Below are 17,234 nucleotides of genomic sequence, written 5' to 3' on the forward strand. Positions count from 1 at the left end.
TCCGCTCTCGGACCCTGAGCGTGCGGCACTGGGTGCGAGGGTAGTCCAGGAGTACTGCGCCGTCGGAAGGTGCGCGAGCCAGAACCGGCGAGATCAGGCATCCGAGTCCCGCCGGGTTGCTCGGGTTTCGTGCAGATCCGCTTCTCGTGCCGTCACGGATGGTGCGCCACCGGGGAGGGCGGCCGTCCCAGCTCCTCCGCCCCGGCCAAGGACAGGGCGATGTGGAACTGCTGCTCGGCCTCGGCCTGGTGGCCCGCTGCCGAGTAGGTGTGTCCGAGCCGGCGGCGGACCTCCATCTCCAGGGGCCTGCTGGTGTGCTCGGTGAGCGTGGCCAGGGCCTCTTGCTGGAGGGTGATGGCCAACGGCAGGTCTCCGTCGCCGTGTTCCGCGGCGCCGAGCAGGGACAGGCTCGTCGCGCGCAGTTGCAGGTCGCCGACCTCCTGGGCCAGGTCCGCTGCGCGTCTCGCCACGTCTTTGACCTTCGTGTGCCGGCCGAGTGCCAGGTGGGCCTCGGCGATGAAGCACAGGGTCTTGCTGATCATTCTGGGGTGGCCGATCTTCTCGGCGAAGGCGAGGGAGGCGGCGTAGTACGTGAGTGCTTCCTTGTGCCGTCCCTGCTGGTCGTGGAGGGCGCCGAGGTTGCAGCTCGACATCCCGGCCAGCCAGTCGTCGTCGAGCCGGGCCGCCAGCTCCATGGCCTCGCTCAGGTGGGCGACCGCCTCCGGGATGCGGCCCAGAGCACGCTCCGCAGCGCCCAACCCGGCGGTTGCCCGGGCCTGTTCGCGCAGGTCGCCCTGGTGGCGGGCGAGGCGCAGCGCGTCGGTGCACCAGGCGTGGGCCTGCTGGAAGCGCCCCTGATAGAGGTCCGCGATGGCCATGCAATTGCGCAGGGCGGAGGGCATCCGCCGGTCGTCGGCCACGTCCGCGCTGGGCAGTGCGAGCTCCAGGGCCGAGCGGCACTCGTGGTAGCGGCCCTGACGGACCAGCGGGTCGACCAGGGATTCGGCGATCCAGCAGACGTGGTCGTGCTGCCCGGTGGCGGCCGCGTAGGCGATCACGTCGAGCAGTTGGCCGCCCGCGGCGTCCAGCCATGCGTCGGCGTCCTGCCAGTTCGAGAAGGGGGAGTGGGAGACGTCCGGTCCGGTCGGGAAGCCCTCGGGGCCCCAGTCGCTGGCGATGCGGCCGGCGGCTGTGTAGAGGTGCAGCACGGCGGCGCGGTCCGCGGCGGACTCCTCGGGAACGGCGGCGGCCAGGCGGCGCGTGTGGTCGCGTACGAGATCGTGCAGCCGGTAGCGGCTGAGCCGCGGCTGCTGCAGCAGGCTCGCGTCGACCAGGCGCTCCAGGAGGTCCTCGGTGTCCTGGAGCGAGCGGCCCAGCATGACGGCGGGGGTGAGCCCGTCGAACTCGGCGGTGGGGGACTGGCCCAACGCCCGGAAGACGCGCTGCAGTTCGGGGGTGAGCTGGTCGTAGGACATCCGGAAGGCGGCTTCCACGCTGCGGTCCTCGGCCCGGAGCTCGCCCAGGCGGCGTTCGTCGTCCGACATCCGGCCGACCAGGTGGGCCAGTGTCCAGGACGGACGGTTCTGCAGCCGGGCCCCGGTGATCCGCAGCGCCAGCGGCAGACCGCCGCAGCGGCGTGCGAGTTCCCGCGCGGCCTCCGGTTCCTGTTCGGCGCGCGCCTCGCCCAGCAGATGCGTGAGCAGCGTGACAGCCTCGCCCGTGCCCAGCGGCTCCACGGTGAGCCGCCGGTCGGCGTCGAGGCCGGGCAGCCGCTGGCGGCCGGCCACCAGCACTCGGCTGCCCGGGCCCGCGGGCAGCAGCGGGCGCACCTGTTCCGCGCTGCGGGCGTCGTCCACGACCAGCAGCAGCCTCAGGGAGCTGGTGGCCGCGCGCCAGGCGGTGACCAACTCGTCCAGTTCGTCCGCCCGTTCGCCGTCGGCGCCGTGGACGGCACGGAGTAGCCGGTGCAGTGCGCGCTGCGGGCGCAGGCTCTCGTGGGGGACGCCGTGCGCGTGCAGGTCCACGAACAGGCAGCCGTCCGGGTACTGGGCGTGCAGCGTCCAGGCGGCGCGGACCACCAGCGCGGTCTTGCCGACGCCCGCCGTGCCGTCGACGGCGGCCACGGAGACGGAGTCGGGGGGCACGGGTGCGGTGAGCAGGGCGAGTTCTGTCTCCCGGCCGACGAGCCAGGCAGTGTCGCCGGGGAGTTCGTTGCGGCGAGGTCGTGGCGGGGGCAGGGGACGCTCGGGTGCCGATGCCCGTGTGGGTGCGGATGGCGGTGAAGGGGCCGGTGCTTGTGCTGCGTCGGATCCTGCGGTGCGGGGCAGCGGTGCCCGGCCGAGCAGCATCAGGTCGTCCCGGCGCAGTACGCCTTGGTGTACCCGGCGCAGTTCCTCGCCGGGCTCCACCCCCAGCTCGCCGCGGAGCCGGTCCCGGGTCTCCTGGTAGGCGGCGAGTGCCTCGGTCTGCCGGCCGCTGCCGTACAGCGCGCGTATGCGCAGGGCGGCGAGCGGCTCGTCGTGCGGCTGCGCCGTGGGCGCGGCCAGGAGCTCGTCCAGAGCCTCCGTGTACCGGCCCAGGAGGACCAGGCACTCCGCCTGCTCCTGATGGAGGGTGCGCCGCTGCCGGGCAAGTCGCTGCCGCTCGGCGTCGGCGAACGGCCCGGGCAGGCCGGCCAACGGCTCCCCGCGGAACAGGTTCAGTGCCCGCGTACAGCCGTCGAGAGCGGTGGTGAGGTCGCCCGCGGCCTTCGCCCTGCGGGCCGCGGCGGCCTGTCCGGCCAACTCGCCGATGTCCGTGCGGGCGTGGCCGGGTGCGAAGCGGTAGCCGCCGCGCTCGCCGCGGATCGCGGATGCGGCGGGGCCGGTGCCGGGCGCGTCCAGTGCCTTGCGTAGGGGGTAGACGTAGCTGGGCAGGACCCGGCGGCCCGTTCCCGGGGGCTCGAGTCCCCATACGTCGTCCAGCAGTTGCTGGTGGGTGACGAGCGTCTCCGCGCGCAGGATCAGCGCGGCCAGCACCGCCTGACGTCGCACGGGCCCCAGGTCGAGGGGCGCCTCGCCGCGGTGGGCTCCGACCGGGCCGAGCAGGTCGAGGCGCAGCCGATCCGCCGCATCCTCCGCACCCGTCGTACCTGCTGTGTCTGTCGCGGCCGTCATGCCGGTCGCATCCGCCGGATCCCACGCGCCCGCGCCTGAGCCGACTGTGTCCGCTGTGTTCGTGCCCACGCCGCAGTCCCCCATGGTCCCCGTAGTTCCCCGTTGCTCTGCTGCAGCCGAGTCGTCTGCCGCCGCCGAGTCCTCTGTTTCATCGGAATTTCATCGGAATTGCAGTGTCTCGCGAGAGGGTTCGGGACGTTGTGCCGGGTCCCGGTCCCGACCGTCGCTCCGGCCTGGCCCCATGGGACGGGTTCCTGCCGGTCCCGATGGCATAAACCGCACGAAAGCGAGCTGCTCCGTGAGTGAGACCCCGCAGGTGGACCCCCGGCAGGGCTTCGGCGAGAGCCGTCCCACCCAGCCGCTCGGGCAGGGCACGCCGGCCTGGGGACCCGCGGCGCAGGGACCCGGCCAGGCGCCGCCCCCGATGCCGGGTCAGGCGCCGCCGCCCGTCCCGCCGCAGGCGCCGGGTGGGCCCTCGGCCTGGTCGCAGCCGGTTCCGGCGGGCGGTCCGGGCAGCCCGGGCCCGCGCGGCGGCCGTTCGCGCATCCGGCTGATCGGTGGCGTTGCGGCGCTCGCCGTGGCCGTGATCGTCGGCGTGGTCATCGCCACGTCGGGGGGCGACGACAAGGGCACCGCGTCGGGCAAGCCCTCCGGCTCCCCGGGAGACGCCGCCAAGCCGGAGGCGCCGTCGGGCAAGGCGTTCACCAAGGTGCCCAAGGGGTGCGAGCTGATCAAGGCGTCCACCATCGAGAAGATCGCGCCCGGAGGCGAGTGCACGCCCGGCTTGATGGACGACAAGGATCTGGCCTCGATGATCACCAGGATGCCGAGGTGGGAGCACCCCGGCTACGGCGGCGCCTATCAGGGCCTGGATGTGAACCTCATGGTCGGCACGACGGCCAAGAGCACGTACGACATAAACAAGAGGACCGCTCTCAAGGACCTCGGGGGCATGCGCAAGGTGCAGGAATCCCGGTCGGTCAGCGGGCTCGGCGAGGAGGCCTTCGTCGTCGACACCGTCGACACCATGGACGGGTCGCTGGCACAGGCTGAGGTGATCGTCCGTGAGGGCAACGCCTCGCTGACCATAAACTTCACCTACAGCCGGGATACCTCCGACATCACCCAGAAGCGGGCCGAGGACGCCGCCGTCACCGCCGCCCGTGATGTGCTGGGCTCGCTGAGCTGACCGCCCGCGGCAACGACGTGCACACACCCCCATACGGAGGCAGCGACCCCACGGCCGTGCAGCCTGCGCACACCACAGTGCCGCAGCCGCCGGCCGCGGCGACCCGGCCGGTCACCGCCGTCCCGCGGCCGCCCGGCCAGGTCTCTCAGCAGCAGAGCCCTGCCCGGATCGGCCCCTACGAGGTCTTCCAACTCCTCGGCGAGGGCGGCATGGGCAGGGTGTTCCTGGCCAGGTCACCGGGATCGCGCCTGGTCGCCCTGAAGGTCATCCGGCCCGAGTACGCCGACGCGCCGAGCTTCCGCGGGCGTTTCCGGCGCGAGGCCGAATCCGCCCGCCGGGTGAGCGGGTTCTTCACCCCGCCGGTGCTCGACGCGGACGCCGATGCCCCACAGCCCTGGCTGGCCACGGCCTACGTCCCCGCGCCGTCGCTGCACGATGTCGTACGCACCTTCGGTGTGCTGCCCGAGCCTGCCCTGCGGGCGCTGGGCGCCGGCCTCGCGGAGGCGCTGCTGGCCATCCATGACACCGGCATCGTCCACCGCGACCTCAAGCCCGGCAACGTACTCGTCGCCGAAGACGGGCCCCGCGTCATCGACTTCGGCATCAGCAGGGCGGTGGACGGCACTCAGTTGACCCGGACGGGCGCCGTGATGGGGACGCCCGGGTTCATGGCGCCCGAGCAGATCGTGTCGAGCCGCGAGGCCGGACCGGCGGCCGACGTCTTCTCCCTGGGCTGCGTCCTGGTCTTCGCGGCCACCGGGCGGGGCCCCTTCGGCGCCGGAGGGACGGCCGAGATCCTCTACCGGGCCGTCCACCAGCAGCCCCAACTGGCCGGCGTGTCACAGGCGTTGATCCCGCTGATCGGTTTTTGCCTGGACAAGGATCCCGCCCGCAGGCCGCCCGCCGCGTCGGTGCTGGCCGCGCTGGGGGCAGCCGACCCTGCCGCGCTGCTCACCGAGGGTCTGCGGGAGGATCTGGCGCGGCGGAAGGCGCACGCCGCCGTTCTGGTGGCCGCACCGCCCATGCCCATGACGTCCCTCGCGCCGCCCGTCGACCCGCTCGCCACCGCCGTCCCGAGTCGCCGCAGGTTCCTGTGGATCGCCGCGGCCGGTACCACCGTCGCAGCGGGCGCAGGCGCCGCGACGCTGGCCGGGTGGCGTTCGAAGCCCGGCAGGACCCCGGACCGGGCCGGCGGCAGTGCGGGCACCACCGGCCTGCCCGAGCCCAAGGTTCCGGCCGGCCCGAAGCCGCAGTGGTCGGCTCCGCTGAAGAAGCTGGAGAGCGGACAACTGCGGCTCCTCGGCGACACGTTGGTGCACTGGGATCAGGGCAGCGCGTACGCCTATGACGCCGCGACCGGGGAGGAACGCTGGACGGGTTCGCTGCGCGCACCCTCCGACGTCTCGGGGGATCCGAAGTGGCTGGGCGTGCACGGATCGATGCTGTACGCCGAGGCCTGGGGCGGCGAGCGCGGCTATCTCTTCGGTATCGACGCCACGGGCAAGCAGAAGTTCACCCACGCGGTCACCCAGCAGGGCGCCGGCACCCGGTCCGCCGACTCCGTCGAGAGCGTTCTGTCCGTCGCCGGTTCGGTCGCCGTCGTCGGCACCAGTGGCGACGACGGTTATGGCGTGCTCGCGGTCGATATCGACTCGGGCGAGGTGCTGTGGTCGCGCACGGTCAAAGGCAGCGACTTCCAGGCCTACGCCGACGGAAGCCTCTGCTTCCTGCAGGACAACGGCACGCTCCGCGGACTCGGCATGCGCTCGGGCACCGAGCGGTGGCAGGTCCGGGACGTCATCGAGCCCGGCGCCTATCCGCACCTGTCCACCGACGGCAAGACCCTGCTCGTCACCAGTACCAAGGTGCAGGCCTTCCGCGCCGCCGATGGCGAGAGACTGTGGACCGCCGTCAACGAGACGACCACCATCAGCCCGGCCAGGGTCCGCGGTGAGCGGGCCTATGTCTACGACGGTCCGGGCACCGTGTTCGCCCTGGACATGCAGAGCGGTGAGCAGGTGTGGCACACCGCGAGCCCGGTGGATCTGACGACCACCGGCGGTGCATACGACCAGGGGCCCACCGTCTCCGCGTCCGTGGTGGCCATCGCCACGTTCGCCACCGGCGACGTCCCGGGGTTCGTCGTCCTGCGCGCCATTGACGGCAAGCCGCTCTGGGCGCACCAGCCCTCCGGGAGCAGAGCCGGGGGCAAGAGCGACTGGCTGCTGCAGGCCTCCGGCAGCACCCTCTTCGCCGCATCCGAGACCACCCTCTACGCCTTCCGGAGCGACACCCCGTGACCATGCCGCCGTCCCCGCCGATGCCGTCCGTGCGCCCCCCGCAAGCCGCCTCACCCGCCTCGTACATCGGCCCCTACCGGGTGATCCGGGAACTCGGCGCGGGCGGCATGGGCCTCGTCCACCTCGCCGCATCGCGCAGTGGCCGTGCGGTGGCCGTCAAGGTCGTACGTCCCGAACTGGCCGCCGACCCCGATTTCCGCCGCCGCTTCAAGGCCGAGGTGGACGCTGCCCGCGCGGTCTCCGGCGCCTTCACCGCGCCGGTCGTCGACGCCGACCCCGAGGGGCCCCAGCCCTGGCTGGCCACCGCGTACATCCCCGGCCCCTCCCTCGCCGACGCCCTGGACGCCCACGGGCCCATGCCCGAGTCCACCCTGCGCGTGCTCGGCGGCGGCCTGGCCGAGGCGCTGGCCGCGATCCATCGCGCCGGGCTCATCCACCGCGACCTCAAGCCGTCCAACATCCTGCTCACCCTCGACGGCCCCAGAGTCATCGACTTCGGCATCAGCCGGGCCGTAGACGGAACCGTGCTCACCGCCGAGGGCCAGGTCGCCGGCTCGCCCGGCTTCATGTCGCCCGAGCAGTCGAGAGGGGGTGAACTCACGTCCGCCAGCGATGTGTTCGCCTTCGGCGCCGTGCTCGCCTTCGCCGCCACCGGCATCCCGCCCTTCGGCACCGGTGCGGCCCACGCCCTGCTCTACCGGGCCGCCTACGAGGAGCCGCAACTGAACGGCGTCCCGCACGGCCTGCTCGGCATCGTCGCCGCCTGCCTCGACAAGGACCCCGCCCGGCGCCCCACCGTCGAGCACCTGCAGGCCCGGCTGCGCCCGGAGACCACCGCCGGCTGGCTCGGCGCGGTCGAACTGCAGGTGACCGAGGACGAGCGCACCCTGCGGGACGTGGTACGCGCCCCGCTGCTCAGCCGCCGCCGGTTGTTGACCGGCGGCGCGGTGCTCGCCGTTACCGCGGCGGCCGGGGGCACCGGCTGTTTCCTGCACTCACGGGGCGAGGACAGCAAGGACACGGTCGCCACCCCCGAACTGGACTGGACCAATGAGCTTCCGCAGCCCGACATGTCCCTGCGCGCGGTCACCCGGTCCACGCTGCTGTGCACCCGACTGGCCTCCGGCGCCTGCTTCGACCGGGACACCGGCAAGCTCCTGTGGAAGGACCTCGGCGGCCAGAACACCGACGCCCTCACCGACGACAAGCGCGTCTACACGGTACGTACCGACGGCAAGGTGCACGCGTTCGACGGCCGGTCCGGCGAGGAGGTGTGGGACGCGTCCCCGGCCGGGGACAGCGCGCCCGAGCTGGACTTCTCGGACGGCGAGTTGGTGGTGACCATGAGCGACGGGCGTATCCAGGCCCTGGAGGCGGCGAGCGGCGAGGTGCGGTGGACCTCGACCGACGAGGAAGACGTAAGCATGGTCCTCGGCGCCACCCCGGCAGGCGCGCTGCTCGCCTGGGGCAGCGCATCGAAGACGAACCCGGCCGCGACACTCAACGGATACATGGCCCTCGACCCGGACACGGGTAAACGCGTATGGGCGAAGGATCTCGTCACCCTGTACCCACCGGACACGAGCAAGGTGCTCTACGGCATCGACGCCGACATGAAGCTGCTCGCCCTCGACCCCGACGACGGCGAGACGCTCTGGAGCAGATCCACCGAACTCCCGCCGACGAACAGCGAGATCCTGGGCCTCACAGGGTCCATGAGCCTGATCGAGGGAACCCTGTTCTGCTACCCGAGCACCAACTTCAACGGCTCGACCCGCGGCTTGCTCGTCGCCTTCGACCCGGCGTCGGGCAAGACCCTGTGGACAGTGCAGACCGCCGCCGACGGCAACCGCGGCTACGCACGCGCCGGCGCGACCGTCTGCTACCTGGACAAGAAGATCCTGCACGGGATCGACGCCAAGACCGGCGCGAGACGCTGGACAGCAGGGTCAGGCCTGGCTGACCTCGAGTTCCTGGGCACCCTGCGCGGACTCTTCCTCGCCGCGGGCAAGAAGGGCCTGTACGCCTTCGACGCCGACACCGGCAAGCAGGTCTGGCACTATCAGGCCACCGGCGGCTCCGGCTCCTGGTCGACGCACGCCGTCGGCGACCACCTGTACGCCACATGGTCCGGCAAGCTCTTCCGCTTCTCGGTGCCCAAGGCATAGGCGAACCCGCCTCAGGGAATGCCTGAATCGCCCTCCCTTGAGCGATTCCATCAGCGCACAGGTTCCCTCACTCCTGTGGAGCGCGACGAGCCAACCCGGGAGATTCGGTACCGACTGCACTCCGAATCCGTGACCGGCGAGGCCGCGCCGCGATCACGCGGGGACGCCAGCGATTTTATCGCCGCCCGTCTCCCCGGTACTGGCGTCCACCTGGGCATGTCCTGACGACTCTTCGCCGCGTGCGCCGCCCTGCACAAGGCGCAGTCCGAGATGCCTGTGAACGAGTCCTGCGGAGAAAGCCCGTTCCGACGGCTTCTCGCGCGGGCGGTGGCTACTTTGCCAGTGACCATGCTGATCAGGTGGCCTGATATCCCTATAGGTGCGGCCGGAGTGCGGCCGGACGCCTGGACGAGATAGCACAGGGTGTAACGGCGGGACCGCCCGCACGTCTTCTGACCCGCCGGAACCGGCCGCGCCGAGTCGTGAAGCACCCGTGAAAACCCTGTGGAAGCGATGTCGGCAGGGCCGCTTATGCTGCACCCGACGATCATGCGGGACCAGGGGAGGGCGCAGTATGTTCGGCAAGCTGTTCGGTGGGCGTGAGGAGAGACCGGAGACGGATCCGCACGCCCTTCCTGTTCCGCGCAGGCAGAAGAACGGGATGTACACGCTGCGCGCGCTCGGGGACCGGCGGGTGCTCGCGTTGGTGGAGGCGGCCGACGCGGGGGACTGGGAGGCGGTGAAGGTGGCGCTGGCCCCCTTCGATCTCGGCCGCGACCATCAGGTTCTGGGTGAGATCGCCGAGCTGGACGGGGTGCAGGACTGGATCGGCCGGGCCGTCGAGGAGGACAAGGAGCACCGGGCGGCGGCGCTGCTGATATCCGGGACGCGCTACATCGACTGGGGCTGGGAGGCGCGTTCCGACGAGCGTGCCGCCAACGTCAGCCAGGACCAGTGGCGGGTCTTCCACGAGCGGCTCCGTATCGCCGAGGAACAGCTCCTCGAAGCCGCCGAGCTGCGGCCGGAGTGGGTCACGCCGTGGCGCCGTCTCCTCACTTCCGGCCGGGGCATGTCGCTGGGGCCCGCCGTCAACCGGACCCGGTTCGACGCCGCCGTGCGCCGTGACCCGCTGGATCTGGAGACCCACCTCGAATGGCTGTCGCAGCTGCAGCCCCGCTGGGGCGGCGAGCCGGGCGAGGCCCTGGCGTTCGCCCGCGACGCGCTCGCCCGCGCTCCGCAGGGGCACCGGCTCGGCTGTGTGGTCGCCATGGCGCACATCGAGGAATGGGTCGAGTCGGACGGCGAGGACCGCCTCCGTACCCCCGAGGTCCAGGCGGAGTTGCGGGCCGTGGCCGACCACAGCATCCTCCACCCCGCCTATGTGCGGCGCCCCGGCTGGCAGCACGACTTCAACACGTTCGCCATGGCCCTGTCGCTGGCCGGTGAGCGCCATACGGTCAGGCGCGTCTTCCAGGAGCTCGACGGCGCCTACACCAGCTGGCCCTGGGCCTATTTCGCGGAGCCCGAGAAGCAGTTCGCGCGCCGCCACCGCCGCGGCTGAGCGCATGCCGGTCCCGGTACCTCCCCGCCACTCGCCGTTCCTACTGCTTCGGACTGCCCGATGACTCTGCCCGACACCGCCGCGAACCCGCCCGGCGCCGATCGCACCTTCCAGGTGGATCTGCGCGGCCTGGTCGATCTCCTCTCCCACCACCTCTACTCCAGTCCCCGTGTCTATCTGCGCGAACTCCTGCAGAACGCGGTGGACGCGCTGACCGCCCGGCGCGGCCTCGAACCGGACGCCCCCGCCGACGCCTTCGGCATCCGGCTGTACGCCGACGGTTCGGCCGTACGCGTCGAGGACGACGGGGTCGGTCTCACCGAGGCCGATGTGCACACCTTCCTCGCCACGATCGGCCGCAGCAGCAAGCGCGCCGAACGGATCGCCGAGCAACGCGGCGACTTCATCGGCCAGTTCGGGATCGGACTGCTGTCCTGCTTCCTGGTCGCGGACGAGATCCATGTCCTGAGCCGCTCCGCCCGCACTCCCGATGCACCCGCCGTGGAGTGGCGGGGGCGCGGCGACGGCAGCTACACCGTCCGTACACTGCCCGCGTCCGCCCGCCCCAGGCCCGGTACGACCGTCACGCTGACACCGCGCGCCGACGCGGGCGAGTGGACCCGGCCGGCCCAGGTGCACGCGCTGGCCCGGCACTTCGGCTCCCTGCTCCGCCACCCGGTGACCTTCGACGACGGCAGGGGCGGTCCGGGGGCGTCCGTCAACCCCGAACCCGCACCCTGGGCGCGTACGTACCCCACCCCGGGCACCCGGTCCCGGGCGCTGGCCGCGTACGGCGAGGAGGTCTTCGGGTTCACGCCGCTGGACGTCATCGAGCTGGACCTGCCGGCCGTGGGTCTCAAGGGCATCGCGTGCGTGCTGCCCGAGGCGGTGCCGGCCGGGCGACGCCACGGCCACCGCGTGCACGTCAAGGGCATGCTGCTGTCCGAGAAGGCCGAGGAGATCCTGCCCGAGTGGGCGTTCTTCGTCCGCTGCGTCGTCGACGCCGAGAGCCTGCGTCCGACGGCGTCCCGCGAGTCCCTGTACGAGGACGACACGCTCGCCGCGGTTCGCGACGCCCTCACCGAGCGGCTGCGCGCGTGGATCGCCCGTGCCGCCGCCAGCGACCCGGACCTGCTCGCCCGTTTCCTCCAGGCCCATCACCTGGCCGTGAAGTCGCTCGCCGTGCACGACGACGAGATCCTGCGGATGCTGCTGCCCTGGCTGCCGTTCGAGACCACCGACGGGCACACCACTCTCGACGAGTTCGCGCGCACCCACCGCACCGTGCTCGTCACATCGAGCGTGGAGGAGTTCCGGCAGGTCGCGGCCATCGCCTCGGCCGCCGGGCTCGGCGTCGTCAACGGTGGCTACACCTTCGACCGTGAACTGGTCCACCGGCTGCCCGAGGTCAGGTCCGGGGTCAGCGTCGCCGACCTCGACCCGGCGACCCTCACCGCCCACCTGGACCCCGTCGACCGTGAGACGGAACTGGCCGCCGCGGCCTACCTCGGCCTGGCCCGCGACGCCCTCGCCGTCTTCGACTGCGATGTCGCGCTGCGCACCTTCCATCCCGCCTCCGCCCCCGCCCTGCTCGTCGACAGCCGCGAGGCCCGGCACGAGCGCACCCGCTCCCAGCTCGCCCGTGAGCAGGAGGGCGGCCTGTGGGGCGACATCCTCGGCGCGCTGCGCCAGGAGGCCCCGCGGGCGCAGCTGATCCTCAACCAGCTCAACCCGCTGGTCCGCACCGCCGTCGCCATCGACGAGCCCGAGCTGGCCCGCACCAGCGCCGAAGCCCTCTACGGACAGGCCGCACTGCTGTCGCGGCGCCCGCTCCGGCCCGCCGAATCGAGCCTCATCAACCGCTCCTTCCTCGACCTTCTCGCCCACGCCCTGCGCAAGGACAGCTGACGATGCCGACCGCACCCCAGACCACCGACGAGCTGTACGAGGCGCTCCAGGAGAACGACCGGCGCCCCTACGGCCGGACCCGCACCGTCACCGCCGAGGAACTCGTCGACGCCGCCGAACAGTTCGCGGAGCCCGTCCCGCTCGTTCACGCGCTCTTCGAGCTCCAGGAGGCGTACACCTACGGCTCCGAACCCCGGAAGTCGCCCGTCGTCTTCGCCCGTCTGCTCGCCCTGTTCGACGAGCAGCCCGAGGTCTTCGACGAGCGTCGGCGCCATCTGCTGTTCTGGCGGTTCAAGTGGGTGGCCAACGCCCTGCTCGCCCTGCCCGAGATACCGCTGGCCGCGCTGCGCCAGTGGCTGACGGAGATGCGCGACCGGTACGAGAGGGCCGGCCTGGGCCTCCAGCCCTACTACGGACAGGCGTACCAGCTCGCCGCCCACATCGGTGAGGGCACCACCCTCGCCCACGAGCTGTGGGCGGGCCGCCCCCGTACCCCGCTCAGCGACTGCGAGGCCTGCGAGATCTGCGAGCTGGCCCGGCACCATCTCGCGGCGGGCGACGACGAGCGGGCGCTGGGCATCTGGGAGCCCGTCCTGGCCGGGAAGGAGTCCTGCCAGGAGGAACCGGCCCGCTCCGTCTCGTACGCGCTGCTGCCCCTGCTGCGCACCGGCCGCACCGACCGGGCCCGCGAACTGCACCTCGCCGGCTACCGCGGATGCCGCCGCAACCCCTCGATGTCCGCCGAGATCGGCCGGCACCTGGAGTTCTGCGCGCTGACGGGCAACGAGGCCCGCGGCCTGGAACTGCTCGCCGAGAACCGGAACCTGTTCGACGAGGTGGAGTCGCCGCTGGAGATGTCCGGCTTCCTCACCGGCGTGGAGGTCCTCCTCCAGCGCGTCGAGCTCCTCGGCCACGGCGAACTGCCCGCCGCCGGATACGCGGGCCGCACCTGGACGGTGGCCGGTCTGCGCGCCGAGGTGCGGGGCCGCGGCGAGGACCTCGCCGCCCGCTTCGACGCCCGCAACGGAACCACGGCCCACACCGACCGCCGCCGCGCCCGCCTGGAGCGTGCCCCGCTCCTGGACGCGCTGGAACTGACCCTGCGCACCCGCCGCCTCGACGACGTGGCCCCGGCCGCCCCGGTGGCCGCGCCCGCCGCCCGCGCGGACGCCGCCGTACCGGAGTCGCTGCCCGAACTCATCCTCCGGGCGCGGGCGCTGGAGAAGGAGGGGCACCCGGACGCGCGGGCCTGCTGGGAGCGGCTGCGCACACGCGCCGCCGCCCGCGACTACACCCACCCCGAGGACCCGGCCGTGGGCCCGCTCGTACGGCTGCGCGCGGACCTGCTGGCCGACGAGGCGGGCCGGGCGGGCGAGAAGGACGAGTTCGCCGATTCCGCCGCTCTCCACGAGGAGGCGGCGGGCCTGTACGACGACGCCGGAGCGCCGGGTGACGCGGCGTTCGCCCGCGCGTGCGCGCTGCTGGCCACCGCCGAGATCCCCGCGGAGGGTGCCGGCGAGGACGCCGGGGCGAAGGCCGCCGCGCTGACCGCCGCCCACGCGGCCATGGTCCGCCTGCACGAGGAGACGCCCGGCCTCGCCCCGCACCAGGAGGCCCGCCTGCTGCGGCTGCGGGCGACCGCGCTCGGGATGCGGCTGCAGACCTCGGGGAGCGAGGAACACGTCGCACCGGTCTTCGCCGAGGCGGACCTGCTGCACGCGTTCGCCACCCGGCACGACGTCGTCAGCCAGATCTCCGGCGCTCTGCTGCTGCGCGCCAGCACCCACGCGCTCTCCGGCGACCTGCCCGCCGCGGTCACCGAGACCGACGGCCTCCTCGACCGGCTGAAGGCGTCCGGACCCGCCTGGCACCTGCCCCGTACGCTCGGACTGCGCGGCCGGCTCCAGCTCGGCCTCCGGGACGCGCAGGCCGCGCACGCGGACCTGGCCGAAGGGCTGCGACTGGCCGCCGACTGGCCGGCCGGCACGGTCGACACCTCCCGCATCCAGAGCGATCTGGCCGAGGCCTGCATGCACCTCGGCCGTCCCGACGAGGCACTGCGGCACCTGACGCGTTCGGCGGAGCTGGACCTGCGCGGCGGCAGCCGGACGGACGCGTTCTGCACCTACAGCAACGCGGCCCAGCTCTGCCTCGACCTGGGCCGGGTCGAGGACTGCATCGCTCTGCTCGACTCCCTCCTGGCCGGACCGGACGTCACCGGCGGGGAGCTGGACGACCGGCTCGTCGCCCAGCTGCGGCTGACCCGCGCCCGCGCGCTGTACGCGGGGGAGGACCTCAAGGCCGCCACGGCGGAACTGCTCGTCCTCGCCGCCGAGTCGGCCGGCTGGGAGGACGACCCGGGGAGCCACGCCATGATCGCCGCCGAGACCGCCGTACTCCTCGGCGAGTCCGGCGAGTTCGGCCGGGCCCGCGAGGTCGCGGAGCAGGCGCTCGCCGCCCATGCCCGCGCCCCGCGCTATGAGCAGCTCAGCAACTGCCTGCGCGAACTCGCCCGTCTCCAGGCCCAGCAGCAGGGCTCCGACGGCCTGGCCGACGCCCTGGCACAGCTCGCCGACGCGGGCAGGATCGCCGACGAGGCCCGCGTCGCCGAGTACGAGGCACGCGGGCGGTCCCTGGACACCGCCCTGGCCTACGAGTACGGGCGGGTCCATGCCCATGCCGGTGAGTACGAGGCCGCCGTGTCGGCCCTGGACAAGGCGCTCGCCCTGATCGGGGAGCCGGGACCGGAGGAGGGCAGCGCCGAGGAGTGGGCCGAGTGCGTCCGTCTCGCCGGTGCCGTGGAGGGCCTCTACCTGGAGCGTCCCGCTCCCGCCCTCGCCCGCCTCGACTCCGCGGTCTCCCGGCTGACCGCCCTGGGCCACACCGAGGAGGCCGGGGAGCTGGGTTCCCTGGCCGCCCGGCTGCGCGACGAGGAGTGACCCGGACGCGATGAACGCACGGGGGCGGTGCGCCGGAGCGTGGGTGCTCCGGCGCACCGCCCCCGTGCTGCGCGGCTACGAGAGGCCGCGCGCGACGGTGAATCGGGCCAGGGCGGCGGGGAGTTCGATGAGCGGGGCCGGATAGTCGTAGCGGGCCCGTTCCCGGGGCGGGAGCTTCCAGGGTTCATGGACCGCCGCGCCCTCCAGACCGGCCAGTTCGGGCAGCCAGCGGCGTACGTAGTCGCCCCGCGGGTCGTGGCGGCGGGCCTGGGCGGTGGGGTTGAGGACCCGGTTGGGGCGGGTGTCGGTGCCGGTTCCGGCCATCCACTGCCAGTTGAGCTGGTTGTTGGCCACGTCCCCGTCGACCAGCAGGTCCAGGAAGTGCCGGGCGCCGACGCGCCAGTCCAGGTAGAGCGTCTTGGTGAGGAAGCTCGCGGTCAGCATGCGTGCCCGGCCCGGCATCCAGCCCTCGTGGCGCAGCTGGCGCATCGCCGCGTCGATCACCGGATAGCCGGTGCGGCCGTCGCGCCAGGCCTGCGCCTCGGCGTCGTCGTGCCGCCAGCGGTCGTGCCGGGGGCGGTAGTCGGTGTGCGCGGCCTGCGGCCGGGCCGCCAGGACCTGCTGGTGGAAGTCGCGCCAGGCCAGTTGGCGTACGAAGGCCTCGGCGCCCGGGTTCGCGGGGTGTCCGTCTCCGGCCCGGTGGACCAGCTCGGTGGCGGACAGGGTGCCGAAGTGCAGGTGCGGGGAGAGCCGTGAGGTGGCGTCGGCCGCGAGGTCGGAGTTCCGGTCGGCGTAGGCGTCCAGGGAGCCGCGCAGCCAGGAGGTGACGTGCCGGCGGGCCTCGCGTTCGCCGCCCGTCGCGAGACCCGGGGACACTCCGGCGATTCCGGCGCGTCCGGGCAGGTCGGGCGGGCCGATGTCCGTGGGGACCGGGACGGACCGGGGGGCGGCCAGGGGCGTGCGGGCGGCCGTTCCGCGCCACCGCCGGAAGTACGGGGTGAACACCGCGAAGTGGTCCTTTCCCTGCGGCACTTGGGCCCCCGGCGGAACCACCGTGACCACCGCGTCGTGGACCCGCAGCGTGCGGCCCCGCCGGGCGAGGGCCGCGCCCAGCCGTTCCTCGCGCCGTTGTGCGTAGGCGCTGGAGCCGGCGGCCACGTGCACCTCGCGGGCCCCGTAGCGGTCGGCCACCGCGCAGACCTCCGCCACCACCTCGCCGGACCGGAGCACCAGCCGGCCGCCGCGCTCCCGCAGGCCGGCGTCGAGGCCGGCCAGGCAGTCGGCGAGGAAAGCCCGCCGGTTGGGCGCGTCGAACCCGGCCGCGCGCACGCCCTCGTCGAGCACGAACAGCGGGACCACCCGCTCGGCGCTCCGCAGTGCGGCACGCAGGACCGGATTGTCGTGCAGCCGCAGATCGGCGGTGAACAGGCAGACGGAGACGCTCACTTGTGCGCTCCGGCCGTCCGGTGGGTGTTCCTGTCGGTCATGCGACCGGCCTTTCTCGCGGGTCCGGGGTGCGAGAGGGAACGTATCGGACGGCCGGGGGAGCCGTAGGGAGCCGTGCCGGGAGGGTCAGGCGTCCGACCCGGACGGGTACGCGGTGTCGAACGCGGCCCGGAAGAGGGCGTTGACGTCCTGGCCGCTGAGTCCCTCGGCCCGCGCCTGGCGCATCCATGCGGACAGCGCGCTGTGCAGCGGGGAATCGGGGCCCGTCAGGGGCTGGGAGAGGGAGCGGGTGATGAAGGTGCCCGCTCCCTGGCGGACCTCGGCCAGGCCCGCCCGTTCCAGCTCGCGGTAGGCCTTGAGCGTGGTGTTCGGGTTGACCTTGGTGGTCGCCGCGACCTGTGCGGCCGTGGGCAGCCGGTCACCCACCTCCAGGGCGCCCATCCGCAGGGCCTGCTCGACCTGGTGGACGATCTGGAGATACGTGGCGACGCCGCTGCGCCGGTCGATGCGGAACACGACCACGGACTTCACCTTCCGCTCGATGCCGACATTTTACGTAGGACGAGGG

At 73.0% G+C, this 17,234-nt stretch carries 9 protein-coding genes; 6 read left to right on the forward strand and 3 right to left on the reverse strand.

Annotated features, from left to right (window positions below; all coding sequences use genetic code 11):
• Nucleotides 1-152: 152 nt before the first annotated feature.
• On the reverse strand, nucleotides 153-3,155 hold the full coding sequence (locus tag OHA98_RS03130) for a BTAD domain-containing putative transcriptional regulator (RefSeq protein WP_266922558.1): 3,003 nt from the start codon (nucleotides 3,153-3,155) through the stop codon (nucleotides 153-155).
• A 298-nt stretch (nucleotides 3,156-3,453) separates the two neighbouring features.
• Between OHA98_RS03130 and OHA98_RS03135 the strand changes: the two genes are divergently transcribed.
• From OHA98_RS03135 to OHA98_RS03160, 6 genes are all read left to right on the forward strand, one after another.
• Entirely contained in the window at nucleotides 3,454-4,344 is an 891-nt protein-coding gene (locus OHA98_RS03135) for a hypothetical protein (protein WP_266922559.1), read from the forward strand.
• A 56-nt stretch (nucleotides 4,345-4,400) separates the two neighbouring features.
• Nucleotides 4,401-6,644, forward strand: coding sequence for a PQQ-binding-like beta-propeller repeat protein (locus tag OHA98_RS03140; protein WP_266922560.1), 2,244 nt, complete (start codon nucleotides 4,401-4,403; stop codon nucleotides 6,642-6,644).
• 29 nt (nucleotides 6,645-6,673) lie between these two features.
• The gene (locus OHA98_RS03145; protein WP_266922561.1) at nucleotides 6,674-8,812 is read left to right on the forward strand and encodes a PQQ-binding-like beta-propeller repeat protein; all 2,139 of its coding nucleotides are present in this window, start codon (nucleotides 6,674-6,676) and stop codon (nucleotides 8,810-8,812) included.
• 574 nt (nucleotides 8,813-9,386) lie between these two features.
• Entirely contained in the window at nucleotides 9,387-10,373 is a 987-nt protein-coding gene (locus OHA98_RS03150; protein WP_266922562.1) for a hypothetical protein, read from the forward strand.
• 60 nt (nucleotides 10,374-10,433) lie between these two features.
• Complete coding sequence (locus OHA98_RS03155; RefSeq protein WP_266922563.1) at nucleotides 10,434-12,281, forward strand: HSP90 family protein; 1,848 nt, start codon at nucleotides 10,434-10,436, stop codon at nucleotides 12,279-12,281.
• Between the two features lie 2 nt (nucleotides 12,282-12,283).
• Complete coding sequence (locus tag OHA98_RS03160) at nucleotides 12,284-15,220, forward strand: tetratricopeptide repeat protein (protein WP_266922564.1); 2,937 nt, start codon at nucleotides 12,284-12,286, stop codon at nucleotides 15,218-15,220.
• A 75-nt stretch (nucleotides 15,221-15,295) separates the two neighbouring features.
• Here the strand turns inward: OHA98_RS03160 and OHA98_RS03165 are convergent, their stop codons facing one another.
• Both OHA98_RS03165 and OHA98_RS03170 read right to left on the reverse strand, forming a co-directional pair.
• Entirely contained in the window at nucleotides 15,296-16,666 is a 1,371-nt protein-coding gene (locus tag OHA98_RS03165; RefSeq protein WP_266922565.1) for a deoxyribodipyrimidine photo-lyase, read from the reverse strand.
• Between the two features lie 126 nt (nucleotides 16,667-16,792).
• Nucleotides 16,793-17,197, reverse strand: a complete 405-nt coding sequence (locus OHA98_RS03170) for a GntR family transcriptional regulator (protein WP_266922566.1) — start codon at nucleotides 17,195-17,197, stop codon at nucleotides 16,793-16,795.
• Nucleotides 17,198-17,234 lie beyond the last annotated feature (37 nt).

It is taken from the genome of Streptomyces sp. NBC_00654, from assembly GCF_026341775.1.
Classification (GTDB): Bacteria; Actinomycetota; Actinomycetes; order Streptomycetales; family Streptomycetaceae; genus Streptomyces.